The organism is Roseomonas populi (genome assembly GCF_024594815.1).
GTDB classification, from domain to species: Bacteria; Pseudomonadota; Alphaproteobacteria; order Acetobacterales; family Acetobacteraceae; genus Roseomonas; species Roseomonas populi.
Genome location: NZ_JANJOU010000007.1, coordinates 298,980 through 313,398, shown reverse-complemented (window position 1 = coordinate 313,398; position 14,419 = coordinate 298,980). Strand labels below are relative to the sequence as shown.

The 14,419-nt window shown below is 71.4% G+C and carries 14 protein-coding genes; 5 read left to right on the top strand and 9 right to left on the bottom strand.

Annotated features, from left to right (window positions below; genetic code table 11):
• Positions 1-10: 10 nt before the first annotated feature.
• Both NRP21_RS10650 and pdxH read right to left on the bottom strand, forming a co-directional pair.
• Complete coding sequence (locus tag NRP21_RS10650; protein ID WP_257716177.1) at positions 11-1,495, bottom strand: bifunctional aminoglycoside phosphotransferase/ATP-binding protein; 1,485 nt, start codon at positions 1,493-1,495, stop codon at positions 11-13.
• Positions 1,492-2,124, bottom strand: a complete 633-nt coding sequence (gene pdxH, locus NRP21_RS10645; RefSeq protein ID WP_257716176.1) for a pyridoxamine 5'-phosphate oxidase — start codon at positions 2,122-2,124, stop codon at positions 1,492-1,494. The genes NRP21_RS10650 and pdxH overlap by 4 nt, the downstream gene beginning before the upstream one ends.
• Before the next feature lie 86 nt (positions 2,125-2,210).
• Between pdxH and fabI the strand changes: the two genes are divergently transcribed.
• The 3 genes from fabI to NRP21_RS10630 all read left to right on the top strand — a co-directional run bounded on the left by fabI (position 2,211) and on the right by NRP21_RS10630 (position 5,441).
• A complete protein-coding gene (fabI, locus tag NRP21_RS10640; protein WP_257716175.1) occupies positions 2,211-3,065 on the top strand; it encodes an enoyl-ACP reductase FabI in 855 nt (284 codons plus the stop codon).
• A complete protein-coding gene (gene aroC, locus NRP21_RS10635) occupies positions 3,065-4,171 on the top strand; it encodes a chorismate synthase (protein WP_257716174.1) in 1,107 nt (368 codons plus the stop codon). Before fabI ends, aroC begins: the two co-directional genes overlap by 1 nt.
• Positions 4,172-4,331: 160 nt before the next feature.
• The gene (locus NRP21_RS10630) at positions 4,332-5,441 is read left to right on the top strand and encodes a hypothetical protein (protein WP_257716173.1); all 1,110 of its coding nucleotides are present in this window, start codon (positions 4,332-4,334) and stop codon (positions 5,439-5,441) included.
• A gap of 325 nt (positions 5,442-5,766) precedes the next feature.
• Here the strand turns inward: NRP21_RS10630 and NRP21_RS10625 are convergent, their stop codons facing one another.
• A complete protein-coding gene (locus NRP21_RS10625; RefSeq protein WP_257716172.1) occupies positions 5,767-6,522 on the bottom strand; it encodes a TlyA family RNA methyltransferase in 756 nt (251 codons plus the stop codon).
• A 124-nt stretch (positions 6,523-6,646) separates the two neighbouring features.
• Between NRP21_RS10625 and NRP21_RS10620 the strand changes: the two genes are divergently transcribed.
• Both NRP21_RS10620 and NRP21_RS10615 read left to right on the top strand, forming a co-directional pair.
• A complete protein-coding gene (locus NRP21_RS10620) occupies positions 6,647-7,651 on the top strand; it encodes a tripartite tricarboxylate transporter substrate binding protein (RefSeq protein ID WP_257716171.1) in 1,005 nt (334 codons plus the stop codon).
• Positions 7,652-7,661: 10 nt separating this feature from the next.
• Complete coding sequence (locus tag NRP21_RS10615) at positions 7,662-8,633, top strand: hydroxyacid dehydrogenase (protein WP_257716170.1); 972 nt, start codon at positions 7,662-7,664, stop codon at positions 8,631-8,633.
• Positions 8,634-8,693: 60 nt separating this feature from the next.
• Here the strand turns inward: NRP21_RS10615 and NRP21_RS10610 are convergent, their stop codons facing one another.
• The 6 genes from NRP21_RS10610 to NRP21_RS10585 form a co-directional block, all read right to left on the bottom strand.
• Positions 8,694-9,704 (bottom strand): sensor domain-containing diguanylate cyclase, encoded by a 1,011-nt coding sequence (locus tag NRP21_RS10610; RefSeq protein WP_257716169.1) that lies wholly within the window; start codon positions 9,702-9,704, stop codon positions 8,694-8,696.
• 287 nt (positions 9,705-9,991) lie between these two features.
• Positions 9,992-11,935, bottom strand: a complete 1,944-nt coding sequence (gene dxs / locus NRP21_RS10605; protein WP_257716168.1) for a 1-deoxy-D-xylulose-5-phosphate synthase — start codon at positions 11,933-11,935, stop codon at positions 9,992-9,994.
• 24 nt (positions 11,936-11,959) lie between these two features.
• Positions 11,960-12,883, bottom strand: coding sequence for a polyprenyl synthetase family protein (locus tag NRP21_RS10600; protein ID WP_257716167.1), 924 nt, complete (start codon positions 12,881-12,883; stop codon positions 11,960-11,962).
• A gap of 8 nt (positions 12,884-12,891) precedes the next feature.
• Positions 12,892-13,134: an exodeoxyribonuclease VII small subunit gene (gene xseB / locus NRP21_RS10595; protein WP_257716166.1), complete on the bottom strand. Its 243-nt coding sequence runs from the start codon at positions 13,132-13,134 to the stop codon at positions 12,892-12,894.
• 17 nt (positions 13,135-13,151) lie between these two features.
• A complete protein-coding gene (locus NRP21_RS10590) occupies positions 13,152-14,075 on the bottom strand; it encodes a histone deacetylase family protein (RefSeq protein WP_257716165.1) in 924 nt (307 codons plus the stop codon).
• Complete coding sequence (locus tag NRP21_RS10585; RefSeq protein WP_257716164.1) at positions 14,075-14,356, bottom strand: sulfurtransferase TusA family protein; 282 nt, start codon at positions 14,354-14,356, stop codon at positions 14,075-14,077. Before NRP21_RS10585 ends, NRP21_RS10590 begins: the two co-directional genes overlap by 1 nt.
• Positions 14,357-14,419 lie beyond the last annotated feature (63 nt).

Sequence of the window (14,419 nt, the reverse complement as noted above, 5' to 3'; positions counted from 1 at the left end):
GCAGTCCGGTCTAGCATGATTGCAGGTGGGCGACCGCAAGCGCCGCCGCCAGGGGGTCGCCGGAGGCGTCCAGGCGGTGCCAGGTCACACCGCCCAAGGGCTTCGAGGCGGCGTATTCCAGCACCGCCACCGTCGCGTCGGATGCATCACCCCGCCGCGCCGCGATGCGGCCGCGCAGAACCTCCAGCGGCGCCTCGAGCCAGAGGCCGGTGAAGGGCACGCCCGCCTCCCGCGCCACGGCCTCGATCCCCGCGCGGCGCTCCGGGTCCAGGAAGGCGGCGTCGGCCACGACGGAGTGCCCGCCGCGCAGCGCGGCGCGGGCCTGCGCGAAAAGCGCCTCGTGCACCGCGGTGCTCGCTTCGGGCGTATAGGCTCCGGGCGGCAGCGGCGTTTCCGGCGGCACTCCGGCGAGGCGCTTTCGGATCTCGTCGCTCCGCAGGTGCAGCGCGCCGGGTGCGGCCCCGAAGCGGGCGGCAAGCGCCCGGGCCAGCCGCGTCTTGCCCGTGCCTTGCAACCCGCCGACGGCGACGATGCGCGGTGGCGGGGGCAGCAGATAGGCTTCCGCCTCCGTCAGGAAGGCCTGCGCCCCCTCCCCCTGCCCGGCCATGCGCGCCAAGCAATGGGCGCGGATCATGGCGCGGGTGGAGAGCCAGAGCGGCAGCGCCCCGACGGCGCCGGCGTCGCCTCCCAGCGCGACGGCGCGGGACAGCACGCGGCAGGCGGCGGGGCGCCCGCAGCGGTGCAGCAGGTCGGCGATCAGGAACGCCAGGTCGTAGCCCGTGTCGATCGTCGCCAGCGCCTCGTCGAACTCCAGCGCGTCGAACGGCACGGGGCGGCCCTCCCAGAGCAGCACGTTGCCAAGGTGCAGGTCGCCATGGCACCGGCGCAACTGCCCCTCCGCCGCCCGCGCCCGCAGCAGCGGGGCCAGGCGCCGCAGCAGCCGCCCGGCCGTACGGCGCCAAGCAACGACGCGGGCGGGATCCAGCCCGGCGCCGACCGCCGCGCGCGCATTGCCGCGCAGGACGGCCCGGAAGGCAGCTTCGGGTTCAATGGGCCCCGCCGCCCGAGGGTAGGCGGCGCGAAGGGAGACGGCCATCGCGCCCAGCGCGTCCTGCAGCGCCTCGTCGATTCCGCCCCGCGCCGCCACGGCGTCCAGGAAGTCCTCCGGCGGCACCGGCGCCATCTCCAGCGCCCACTCCGTGGCCGAGGGGTCTTCCGGGCCCACCAGCCGGTCGGCGGCGGCGGTGATGCCGTGAAGGGCCCGGTACAGCTCCGGCGCGGCGGAGGCGTTGATCTCCAGTTCCCGCGCCGCGAACCGGTGCCGCGCCTCGGCGGTGGTGAAGTCGAGGAAGCCGAGACTCACAGCCTTCTTCAGCTTCAGCACCCGGTCCGGGCCGATGAAAACGGCGGAGATATGGGTCTCCACCGGCCCTGCCCCGCCCGTAAGTCGGGACAGCAGCGCCGCCGCCCTGGCCTGGGCGGCCGGAATGCTCAAGGGTAGAGCCGCGTGGTGCGCCAGCCCTCCTCGTCGCGCTCGAACACCAGCCGGTCATGCATGCGGAAGGGCATGTCCTGCCAGAACTCCATCGCCGCCGGGATCACCCGGAAGCCGCCCCAATGTGGGGGGCGGACGATGGCGTCGCCGGGGCAGGTGGCGTCCAGCTCCCTGATCCGAGCCTCGAAAACGGCACGGGAGGGCAGCGGGCGGGACTGGTCCGAGGCCGCGGCGGCGAGGCGGGAGCCTCGGGCACGCGATGCGAAATACGCGTCCGATTCCGCTTCCGTCACCCGCTCCACCCGCCCTTCCACCCGCACCTGCCGGCGCAGCGACTTCCAGTGGAACAGGAGGGCGGCCTGCGGATTGGCGAAAAGCTCCCCGCCTTTCCGGCTCTCCTCGTTCGTGTAGAAAACGAAGCCCCGCTCGTCCCGCCCCTTGAGCAGCACCATGCGGGAGGAAGGCCGGCCCTCTGGCGTCGCCGTGGAGAGGCACATGGCGTTGGGGTCGTTGGGCTCCCCGGCCGTCGCCTCGGCGAACCAGGCCTCGAACAGGCCGTAGGGCTCCCGGGCGTCGGGAATGCCGGCGGCGCTGGCCTCTCCGGCGGGGACCTCGGTGGTCAGGCTCATGCGTTCGGCCCCTTGTTCCGTTCCATCCGGTGTGCCACCCCTCCGCCCCCGTCGCAACCGATGCCCCCGCGCGTGGAGGACACCCCATGGATGACGCCGAAACCGTGGCCGGCGCTCCCGTGCTGCCGATGAAGGGCGACCTGATGAAGGGTCGCCGCGGCATCGTCATGGGCGTGGCAAACGACCGCTCCATCGCCTGGGCCATCGCGCAGGCGGTGGCGGCGCAGGGGGCGGAAGTTGCCTTCACCTATCAGGGTGAGGCGCTGGAGAAGCGCGTCAGGCCCCTCGCCGCCTCCGTCGGCTCCGACCTGCTCATCCCCTGCGACGTCTCGGACGAGGCGGCGGTGGACGCCGCCTTCGCGAAGGTCGCGGAGCGGTGGGACGGGATCGACTTCCTCGTCCATGCCATTGGATTTGCGGATAAGCAGTACCTGCGCGGCCGCTACCTGGACACGCCGAAGGAGGCATTCCTCCAGGCGCTGGACATCTCCTGCTACTCTTTCGTCTCCGTCTCCCGCCGGGCCGCGGCGATGATGAAGCCGGGCGGGTCGCTCCTCACCCTCTCCTACCTCGGCGCCGAGCGCTGGACGCCGCACTACAACGTCATGGGCGTGGCCAAGGCCGCGCTGGAGGCGAGCGTGCGCTACATGGCGGCCGACCTCGGCGATTCCGGGATCCGTGTGAACGCCATCTCCGCCGGGCCCATCAAGACGCTGGCCGCCAGCGGCATCGGCGACTTCCGCTACATTCTGAAGTGGAACCAGTACAATTCCCCCATGCGCCGCAATGTCGGGCTGGAGGAGGTGGGCGGCGCCGGCCTCTACTTCCTCTCCCCCCTCTCGGGCGGGGTGACCGGCGAGGTCCACCACGTGGACTGCGGCTACCACATCGTGGGCATGAAGCACCCCGAGGCGCCGGACATAGCCATCGAGAAGGGCTGATGTCCCACAACACCTTCGGCCACCTCTTTCGCGTCACCAGCTGGGGTGAGAGCCACGGGCCAGCGATCGGCGGGGTGGTCGATGGCTGCCCGCCGGGCCTGCCGCTGACCGAGGCGGACATTCAGCCGTTCCTGGATCGCCGCCGGCCCGGCCAATCCAAGTTCGTGACGCAGCGGCAGGAGCCGGACGAGGTCCGCATCCTGTCCGGCACCTTCGAGGGCGTGACAACTGGAACGCCTATCTCTCTGATTATTGAGAATAAAGACCAGCGCTCGCGCGACTACGGCGAAATAGCCGAGAGCTTCCGCCCAGGCCATGCGGACCTCACCTATCATCTGAAGTACGGGGTGCGGGACTATCGTGGCGGGGGCCGCTCCTCCGCGCGGGAAACCGCGGTGCGCGTGGCCGCCGGGGCGGTCGCGCGCCGTGTGCTGGGCGCGGGCGTCACCATTCGCGGCGCGCTGGTCGCCATGGGCGGGGACGCGGTGGACCGGGCGGGCTGGGACTGGGCGGCAGTGGATGAGAACCCCTTCTTCTGCCCCGACCGCGCCGCCGCCGCGCGCTGGGAGGAACGGCTCCTTACCCTGCGCAAGGCCGGTTCCTCCGTCGGCGCGGTTGTGGAGGTGGTGGCCGAAGGGCTGCCGCCGGGGCTGGGCGCCCCCCTTTACGGCAAGCTGGACGCGGAGATCGCCGCCGCCCTCATGTCCATCAACGCCGTGAAGGGCGTGGAAATCGGCGACGGCTTCGCCTCCGCAGCCCTCACCGGCGAGGAGAATGCCGACGAGATGCGGATGGCTCCCGATGGAACGGTGGACTTCCTGGCCAACCACGCGGGCGGCATCCTCGGCGGCATCTCGACGAGCCAGCCGATCGTCGCCCGGTTTGCGGTGAAGCCGACCTCGTCCATCCTGGTGCCCCGCCGCACCGTGGACCGGAGCGGGGCGGAGCGGGAGTTGGTGACGAAGGGCCGTCACGACCCCTGCGTGGGCATCCGGGCCGTCCCGGTGGGCGAGGCAATGATGGCTTGCGCTCTGGCCGACGCCCTGCTGCGCCACCGGGCGCAGGTGCCGGATGGGCCGATGTCTACCCGGCTCCCGAGAAACTGAACGGCGACTTTCTTTATCCGACTGCTTCACTCGGTTAATCAGACGGGGCGCGAGGTGCCCCATGCCGAGTCCTGCCACGACTGCCGAAGCCAGCCCCCCTGCTGCCGCACCTCTCGACGGGTTCCTTGGCCTGGCCGGGGTCCAGCAATGGGACACGCGGATGGCCGAGATCGGCCGCCGCGCCCGTGGCGCGAGCCTCACGGGCCGGGCCGTCCAGGAACGCCACGCGCTGGAATTGACTCTCCAGCGCCTCTCCACCGCGGAGGCCATGGCGGGAGCAAGCAAGCCGGAGCGCGAATTGCTGGCCCTCGCGCAGACGGCGGCACGCCTGGCCGATACCCTTCCGGCCGAGCCCCGCCAGCGGCTCCGCGCCCTGGTCCTCGCGGGGCTGACGGGCGAGGCGAACCTCATCCCCCTCTTCCACCTCCTTCGTGTCGCCGCGCTTCACCGGGAGCGCGGCTTTGAGGTGCGCTTCACCGGGCTGGCTGAGGGTACGCCCCACGACCTCCTGATCTCGAACGGCGGGACGGAGGCGGAGGTGGTCTGCGAGGCCCTCTCGGCCGAGGAAGGTCGTCCCCTCCTCCGGGGCGACTGGTGCACCTTCGTGGACGGCATCAACCCCGACCTTCAGACCTGGCTCGCCGCTCATCCCGGCCGCTACGTGCTCAAGATGACGCTGCCGGACGGCCTGGGCGGAGATGCGCTCGACGGTCCGGCCCTGCAGCGCCGGATCATGGAGATGCTGCGGGACCGGCGCCGGCAGGACTCCAACACCGCTGCCGTCCTGAAGCTGGACCCGCTGGTGCTGGCCGGCGCGCAGGTGGCCGTACCGGCCCAGGCGCTACGTGCCCTGTTCGGGCCCGAGGCGCAGCTCGCGGTGGCGCAGCAGGGCAGCGGCAACATGCTCGTCCTCGCGGCCCGCGCCGGGCAGGCGAGCGACATCGCCAAGGCGGTGTGCCGCCGGATGGTCTCCGCTGCCTCGCGGCTGGGCGGGCAGCGGGCGGGAATACTTGCGATGTTCCTTGATGACCTCGGGCGCCAGGAGTGGCGTGGGCTGCGCGAGAGGCGGGATCTGGAAGGGGCCGTACGCCGCTTCCTTACCACCCCGGAGGCGCGGCGCGTCTCAGCGGTATCCTGCGCCTCCCGCATGGAGCTGTTCGGGATGGCACCGCCTGACGCGGCGCCCGAGGGAGAGCTGCGCTTCCGCAACCCGGCCCGCCCGCACAGCCGGGAACCGGCCCTTCTTCCGGCCCTCGTTTCCACGCCATGAAGTCGTAACCGGTTTCACAGAACCGGGATCGTTCGGGAAACCTCTGGCCCGACTCCCTCGTTTCCGGGAATGCTGCACCGCAAGACGACGAGGTTGGCAATGACGGAAGCGGAGAAGGAGACGGCCCTTGAGGAACTCGACCGTCTCCTGAACGACCCTGAGGTCCGCATGGACCCAGCACGTGTCTGGGCCCTGGCGGGGCGTCTTTCTGAAGGTGCCGAAGCCGCGGAGAGCTGCGGCTAAGGGAGGATAGGATTACGCGCCTCCCGGGAGAGGCGCGGTGAGACCCCCGAGGGCGTGGCGGCCTGACCTGCGGCCGCCCCTCTCAGCCTTGCTTCCGAGCCCCGATCAGAAATTCCCTGTTGCCCTCCGGCCCGGTGATCGGGCTCTCCTCGATGCCCAGCACGCTCCATCCCGGCAGTCCCGACCACCAGGTCCTCACCTTCGCGCAGACGGCGCGGTGCACGTTCGGGTCCCGCACCACACCCCCCTTACCCACCATCCCCGGCCCGGCCTCGAACTGAGGTTTGATCAGCGCCACGGCGAAGGCACCGGGCGCGGCCATGGAGAGGGCAGCCGGAAGCACCGTGGACAGGCCGATGAACGAGGCGTCGCAGACCACTGCCCCCACCGGCTCGGGCACCTGGGCGGGCTCCAGGTAACGGGCATTCACGCGCTCCAGCACCACCACGCGGGGATCGTTGCGGAGAGTCCAGGCCAGCTGCCCGTGGCCGACATCCACGGCATAGACCCGGGCCGCGCCGTGGTGCAGCAGCACGTGGGTGAAGCCTCCGGTCGAGGCGCCGACATCAATGCAGACCCGGCCCTCGGGCTTCAGCCCGAAGGCCTCCAGCCCATGGGCCAGCTTCAGCCCGCCCCGGCTGACCCAGGGGTGGTCCTGGCCCCGCACCTCCAGCGGCTCGCCCTCCCTTAGCTCCTGGCCGGGCTTGTCGATGCGCCGCTCGCCGCTGAACACCTTGCCGGCCAGGATCAGCGCCTGCGCCCGCGTGCGGCTCTCGGCCAGGCCGCGCTCCACGAGGGCGGCGTCGGCGCGCTGCTTGGCGGGCTTGGGCTGGGGCAAGGCGGCGCTCCTGGGTAGAGCGAGCCAGGATAGCAGGACGCGCGGCGCAGCGGGACTTGCCGAGGCGGCGGGAGGAGCCGAAACAGGGCGCAAGCGGCCAGGCGAGCGCCGCAGGGAGAACTCCATGGCCCAACGCTCCGTCCCCACGCCCGGCCGCCGCGCCCTGGTTGCCCTTGCCGCCTCCGCGGGCGCGTCGGCCCTTGCCCGTGCCGCGCTTGCCCAGGGCGGCTGGCCCGCAGGCCGGGCGATCGAGATCATCGTCCCCTACCCACCCGGCGGCGGCATCGACATCGTCGGGCGGCTTATGACGAAGTACCTGCCACAGCAGCTGCCCGGCGCGACCTTCGTCGTCACGAACCGGGCCGGCGCCGGCGGGCAGATCGGGAACGAGGCGGTCTTCGCCGCGCGGCCGGACGGCTTCACGCTGGGCACGGTCGCGACGCTCAGCTTTATCACCCATCCGTTGGAGCGCAGCGTGCGCTGGCGCACGGAGGAGTTCACCTACCTCGCCAACGTGGTGGACGATCCTGGCGCCTTCTGGGTGCGCGCGGACTCACCCCTGAAATCCATCGCAGACCTGCGCGAGGCCATGGCAAAGCGGCCCGAGGCGGTCTCGGTCGGTACAGCCGCCGGCACGGCTTCCGACGACCATCTTCTTCTCCTCGCCTTCCAGCAGGCGACCGGGGCGAAGGCGCTGCACGTCCCCTACAACGGCACGGCGCTGGCCGTGCGGGACCTGCTGGGCGGGCAGCTCGACGTGGCCTCCTACAATGACAGTGAGGGGCTCTCCCTGCTCCGGGAAGGCCGTACGCGCTGCCTCGGCCAGGCCGCTCCCGCCCGCTGGTCCGCCATGGCGGAAGTGCCGACCTTCCGAGAGCAGGGCGTGGACGTATTGGGCGGCTCCGCCCGTGGCTTCGTTGCGCCGCCGGGCCTTCCGGGCGAGATCGCGGAGCGGCTGGTCTCCGCCTTCCGCGCCATCCTGACGGACCCCGCCTTCCTGGCAGAGGCCGAGCGCCTCAACCTGCCGCTACGCCCTCTGCTCGGTGCCGAGTACAAGGCTGACGTGCTGAAGGAGGCCCAGAACACGAAGGCTCTCTACGACCGCACGCCCTGGTCCTCCGCGAACTGACAGGTCCCGAATGCGCCACGTCGCCGTCCTCGATCCCATCCACCCCGACGGCATCGCCCGGCTCCAGGCCGCGCCCGGCCTGATGCTGGACCATCCCGGCGCCCCAGCCGGAGCCACCCTCGCCGAGCGGCTGCGAGAGGTGGAGGCCCTCATCGTCCGCGGCACGCGGGTGGACCAGGCGCTGCTGGACATGGCGCCCCGCCTCCGCATGGTCTGCCGCCATGGTGTCGGCTACGACCTGGTGGACGTGCCGGGCTGCACCGCGCGCAACGTGGCCGTGATGATCACGCCGGAAGCCAACGCGGCCTCGGTGGCGGAGCACGCGTTGATGCTGATGCTCGCCGTGGCCCGGCAGGTGGTGCCGGTGGATGCCGGGGTGCGCGCCGGCCACTGGCGCGTGCAGGGACAGTCCCGAGCTTTCGAGCTGGGCGGCCGGCGCGTGCTGCTGCTGGGCTTCGGCCGCATCGGCACCCGCGTGGCGCGGCTCTGCGCCGCCTTCGGGATGCAGGTCTCGGTCCACGATCCCTTCCTGCCCGCGGGCACCATCCGCGGCGCGGGCTACGTCGTGGAGAAGGACCTGGTTCCCGCCCTCGGCCGCGCCGACATCGTCTCGCTCCACCTGCCCGCGAGCGACGCCACGCGCGGCATGGTGGATGCCGCTTTCCTGGCGGCGATGAAGCCGGGCGCCGTCCTCATCAACACCGCCCGCGGCACGCTGGTGGACGAGGATGCCCTCGCGGCAGCCCTCTCCGCCGGGCATCTCGGCGGCGCCGGGCTGGACGTGCTGCGCGTGGAACCGATGGCCGAGCCGCCACCCCTCCTCGCGAGCCCAAACCTCGTCGTGACCCCACACGTCGCGGCCAGCACCGCCGAAGGGCTGCAGCGCATGGCCTGGGACGCGGCTGGCAACGTGCTGGATTTCCTGGCCGGGCGGCCGGACCCGGACGCGGTGGTGAACCGGGAGGTGCTCCGGGCGCCCTAGCCATCCGCTTCGCGCCGGGCGCCGGGCACCGGAGGCGCGCGGAATCGGGTCAGTTCGGTCCTAGCTGCCTGCCGGGGCCAGGAGGAGGGTCGTCTCCACGCGGTTCCGCCCGCCGGCCTTCGCCTTGTAGAGAGCGGCATCCGCCGCCGCGAGCAGACTGCCCGGCATCGACATGGTGCCACCGATGCGGGAAAGCGCCGTTGCGGCCCCGATACTTGCCGTCACCTGCCCTCCGCCCTCCGGATTGCCGGCGTGCGGGACGCCGAGTGACTGGATCGCAGCGCGGATCTGCTCCGCAACCGCGGCCGCGCCATCCGCTCCCGTCCGGGGAAGGATGACCGCGATCTCTTCGCCGCCATAGCGGGCCGCCAGATCGGCGGGGCGGCGGACCGAGCTGCCGACGACCGCCGCGACAGCGCGCAGGCAGTCGTCGCCGACCTGGTGCCCGTAGTGGTCGTTGAAGGCCTTGAAGTGGTCGACGTCGAGCAGGAGCAGCGACATCATCGCGTTCTCCCGGATCGTGCGCTGCCACTCCGCCTCGAAGGCCTCGTCGAAGGCCCGGCGGTTCGCCAGGCCGGTCAGCCCGTCCTTCCGCGCCAGTTCGGCCAGCTGCTGCTCCAGCTCAACCCGGCGCGTGACATCCCGGAGGACCAGCACCGTATCGGTAGGGCGCTGCGCGGCTTCGTCCCACACCATCCGCGCGGTGACCTCCGCCCAGAAGACCGACCCGTCCCTCCTCAGGGAGCGGGCGACGGTTGTCAGACGATCCGTTTGCCGGGCGAGCAAGGTCCGGATCGCGTCCTGGACGATCCACCGATCCTCGGGCGCGGTCAGCTCCTTGGCGGAACGTCCGACAATCTCCTGGGGTGTCCAGCCAAACAGCTCCGCTGCCGAGGGCGAGACGTATCGGACGGTCCCATCCGGTCGGACGTTGAAGATGACATCCAGGCTGTGCTCGGCGAGAAGCTGGAAATCCGTCGCCTCGCCCGTCCCGCCTGTGCTCGCGGCCGATGCCTCCGCCAGTTTGCCCGGCCTGAGGAGCCCCCTGACGAAGTCGGTTAAGTATCTCATGCACCGACACGCCAGACCGGCGCCTCCCCCACGCAGAACAACAACTAGCGCGGGAAAGTTGCAACCAGAAGCTGTATGTCCGTCGCTGCCGGCCTCGGACCGTCGTCGCAGCCTTCGCCCACACGGGGAAGAGGCAGGCGATCGGGTCGGGTCAAAGCACCGGCTGGGCGGCTACCGACCTACGACAACGACGTTCGGGTTCGGTCCGGACCTAGGCGTGAGCCCTGGAGAAAGAATGGAGCCGGGCAATCCGGAGAGGGGTGGGAACCCCTCTCCGGTACTGAGCGTCAGGCCCGCGCAGGTTGGACGGTCGTCTCGCGGCCGAGTGCGTCCCGCGCCGCCTGTGCGATCTGCGGCCCGTTGAGGCCGGCCAGGTCGTACTGCTTCTTCGGCGAGTCATGGTCGATGTAGCTGTCCGGCAGGACCAGCGGGCGGAAGCGCAGGCCGCCGTCGAGCAGCCCAGCATGGGCGAGGTGCTGCGCCACGAGGCTGCCGAAGCCGCCGACGGAACCCTCCTCCACGGTCAGCAGCACGGCGTGGCTCCGGGCAAGCCGCTCCACCAACTCCGTGTCCAGCGGCTTGGCGAAGCGCGCGTCGGCCACGGTGCAGGAGAGGCCCTGGGCCGCCAGCTCCTCGGCGGCCTTCATCGCTTCGGCCAGCCGCGTCCCGTAGGAGAGGATGGCGATCGTGCTCCCCTCCCGCAGAACCCGGCCCTTGCCGATCGGCAGCACCGTGCCGCGCGCGGGCAGCTCCAGCCCGGTGCCCTCACCGCGCGGGTAGCGGAAGGCGATCGGGCCGGAATCATGCGAGGCGGCCGTGGCGACCATGTGCACCAGCTCCACCTCGTCGGCGGCCGCCATCAGCGTCATGTTCGGGATGCAGCCGAGGAAGGCGACATCGTAGGCACCGGCATGGGTGGCGCCATCTGCACCCACCAGCCCGGCGCGGTCCATCGCGAAGCGCACGGGCAGGTTCTGCAGCGCAACGTCGTGCACCACCTGATCGTAGGCGCGCTGGAGGAAGGTGGAGTAGATCGCCACGAAGGGCTTCAGCCCCTCCGTCGCCATGCCGGCGGCGAAGGTCACGGCGTGCTGCTCGGCGATCCCGACATCGAAGGTCCGGCGCGGGAACTTCTTCTCGAAGGCGTCCAGCCCCGTGCCGCTGGGCATGGCGGCGGTGACGGCCACCACGGTCGGGTCAGCCTCGGCCTCCGCGATCAGCGCCTGGGCAAAGACCTTGGTGTAGCTCGGCGGGCCGGGCGGCGCCTTCACCTGCTCCCCAGTCACCACATTGAACTTCACCACGCCGTGGTACTTGTCCGCGCTCGCCTCGGCCGGGGCATAGCCCTTGCCCTTCTGCGTCACCACGTGGAGCAGGATAGGCCCGCCCTCGTCGGCCTCGCGCAGGTTGCGCAGCACGGGAAGCAGGTGGTCCAGGTCGTGCCCGTCGATCGGGCCGACATAGTAGAAGCCCATCTCCTCGAAGAGGGTGCCGCCGGTGAGCAGGCCGCGCGCGTACTCGTCGGCGCGCTTCGCCGCCTGGGCCAGCGGCCGGGGGAAGCGGCGCGCGAGCCGGCCCATGACCTCCCGGATGGAGAGGAAGGGGCGCGAGGAGATGAGGCGCGAGAGATAGGCCGACATGGCGCCCACGGGCCGGGCGATGGACATGTCGTTGTCGTTGAGCACGACGATCAGGCGGGACTTCAGCGCCCCCGCGTTGTTCATGGCCTCATAGGCCATGCCGGCGGACATGGCGCCGTCGCCGATCACGGCGATGACGTTCTGCTCCACCCCCTTGCCCTTGCCCAGCGGCGCGAGCAGGTCCCGCGCCACCGCCATGCCGAGGCCCGCGGAGATGGAGGTGGAGGAGTGGGCGGCGCCGAAAGGGTCGTACTCGCTCTCGCTACGCCGGGTGAAGCCGGAGAGGCCGCCGCCCTGGCGCAGGGTGCGGATGCGGTCCCGCCGGCCGGTTAGGATCTTGTGCGGATAGGCCTGGTGGCCGACGTCCCAGATCAGCCGGTCGTCCGGCGTGTCGAAGATCGCGTGGAGCGCCACCGTCAGCTCCACGACGCCGAGCGAGGCGCCGAGATGCCCGCCGGTCGTGGAGACGGTGTGGATGGTCTCCGCCCGCAGCTCCTCCGCCAGTTGCTTCAGCTGGTCCGGCGAGAGGTTGCGCATGTCCGAGGGATTGCGGACGCGGTCGAGGAGGGGCGTGGCTGGTGGGGCGGACATGCGTCGTGCTCTCTCGATCGCCGCCTAGTTCCGGCGGCGGATGACGTGGTCGGCGAGGGCGCGCAAGAGGTCCGCGCGCTCGTCGAAGTGCTCAAGATGGCCTTTGGCCTGCTGTACCAGCCGCTCGGCCTGGGCGCGGGCGCGCTCGGGGCCGAGCAGGCCGAGAAGGGTCGCCTTCCCCGCGCCGGCATCCTTCCCCGTGGCCTTGCCGGTTTCCTCCGGCGTGGCGGTCAGGTCCAGCAGGTCGTCAGCGATCTGGAAGGCGGCGCCGATCTCGCGCCCGTAGAACAGCAGGCATTGCCGCGTCTGCGCCGCCGCCTTGCCGAGGATGGCGCCGGCCTCGGCGGCGAACTCGATCAGCCGGCCGGTCTTGAGCTGCTGCAGGCGGACGATGGCAGCCTCGTCCAGCGGCGCGGTCGCGGACTCGGCCATGATGTCCAGCATCTGGCCGCCCACCATGCCGCGCGCGCCGGAGGCCTGGGCGAGGTGGAGGCAGAGCTCGGCGCGCACGGCCGGATCCGGGTGTGTCTCCGGCGCGGCAAGGGTGGCGAAGGCCTGGGTCTGCAGCGCGTCGCCGACCAGGATGGCGGTGGCCTCGTCCCAGGCCTTGTGGACAGTGGGCTTGCCACGGCGCAGGTCGTCATCGTCCATCGCCGGAAGGTCGTCATGCACCAGCGAGTAGGCGTGCAGCATCTCCACCGCGGCGGCCGCGCGCAGCGCGGAATCCCGGGCCACGCCGAATTGCCGCGCCCCCTCCAGCACCAGGAAGGCGCGCATCTTCTTGCCACCGCCCATGGTGGCGTAGCGCATGGCGGCGAAGAGCTTCCGCTCGTCGCCCTCCTCCTTCGGCAGCAGCGCGTCCAGCGCCTCGTCCACCTCGGAGGCGGCCTCGGCCATCGCCGCCTTCAGGGTCTCCGCCGGGGCCGCGTCGGTCATCGTCTCGCTCATCGGCGCCTCTACTCCACGTCCCGCAGGCCCGGCACGGGGCCGGGCACCAGGGCCTGCACCCGCGCCTCGGCCTCGTCCAGCTTGCGCTGGCAATGCGCGCGCAGCGCGGTGCCGCGGGCGTAGGAATCCATCGCTTCCTCTAGCTTCGCCTGCCCGCCCTCGAGCCGGCGCACGATGGACTCCAACTCGGCCATCGCTTCCTCGAAGGAGAGGTTCTCGACCTCGGGCAGGGTATCAGACTGGTCGGACATATGGGGTGGGTTCCGGGTTAGGCGCGGACCAGGGCGCGCAGATGTGCGGCCACCGATCGGGCGAGGGCGCCGAGGTCGTACCCGCCTTCCAGCAGGGAAACCACCCGGCCGCCGCAGATGCCGTTGGCCGTCTCGCAGATCGCTTCCGTCACCCAGCCGAAATCCTCCTCCACCAGGCGCAGGGAGGCGAGCGGGTCGGCCCGGTGCGCGTCGAATCCAGCGGAGACGATGATCAGGCCGGGCGAGAAGGCGGAGACCGCAGGCAGGATCTCGCGTTCCCAGACCCGGCGGAAGGCCGGCCCCTCCGTGCCGGAGGCGAGCGGCACGTTGAGGATATTCCCCTGTCCCACCTCCGAGGCCGCGCCCGTCCCGGGATAGAGCGGCATCTGGTGCGAAGAGGCGAACATGAGCGAGGGCTCGGCCCAGAAGGCGGCCTGCGTGCCGTTGCCGTGGTGGACATCGAAATCCAGCACCGCCACCCGCTCCACTCCGTGCACGGCCTGGGCGTGGCGGGCGGCGATCGCGGCGCTGGAGAAGAAGCAGAAGCCCATGGCGGTGTCGGGCTCGGCGTGGTGGCCGGGGGGGCGCACGGCGCAGAAGGCGCGCGGGAACTCGCCCCGCATCACGGCATCCACCGCCTCGACCCCGGCGCCCGCGGCGCGCAGCGCGGCCTCCGCGGTGCCCGCGCTCATGCCGGTGTCGGGATCGAGCTGGATCCGCTCCCCCTCCGCCGGGCGGATCGAGAGGATCCGGTCCACATGGGACTCGGGGTGGACCCGCAGCAGCTGCTCCCGCGTCGCCTCTGGCGCCTGGGCGCGGACAAGGGCGGAGAACTCCTGCATCTCCAGCACCTGCATCACCGCCCGCAGCCGGTCCGGGCATTCCGGGTGGTGCGGGCCGTTATCGTGGCGCAGACAGGCGGGATGGGTGAGGAGGAGCATCAGCCCCCCTTCCCCGGCTCGACCCGCTTTCGCAGCGTGAAACGGAAAACCCCGGCGCTCTCGCTGAAGGAAACAAGGGCATGGCCGGTCTCCCGGCAATAGGCCTGGAAATCCACCACGCTGGCAGCATCCGTGGCCAGCACGGTTAGCCGCGCGCCCGGCGCCAGCCCGCGCAGGGCCTTGTTGGCCTTCAGCACGGGCAAGGGACAGGTCAGGCCCTGGACGTCGAGCAGGGTCTCTTTGGTGTTCCCGCTTGGGGAGGCGTTGGATGGCGCTGCCATAGAGCCGGCCAATCCACCACCTGAAACGTCACAAGTCCAGCGCCCGCGGCCCCTTCCCGCGCG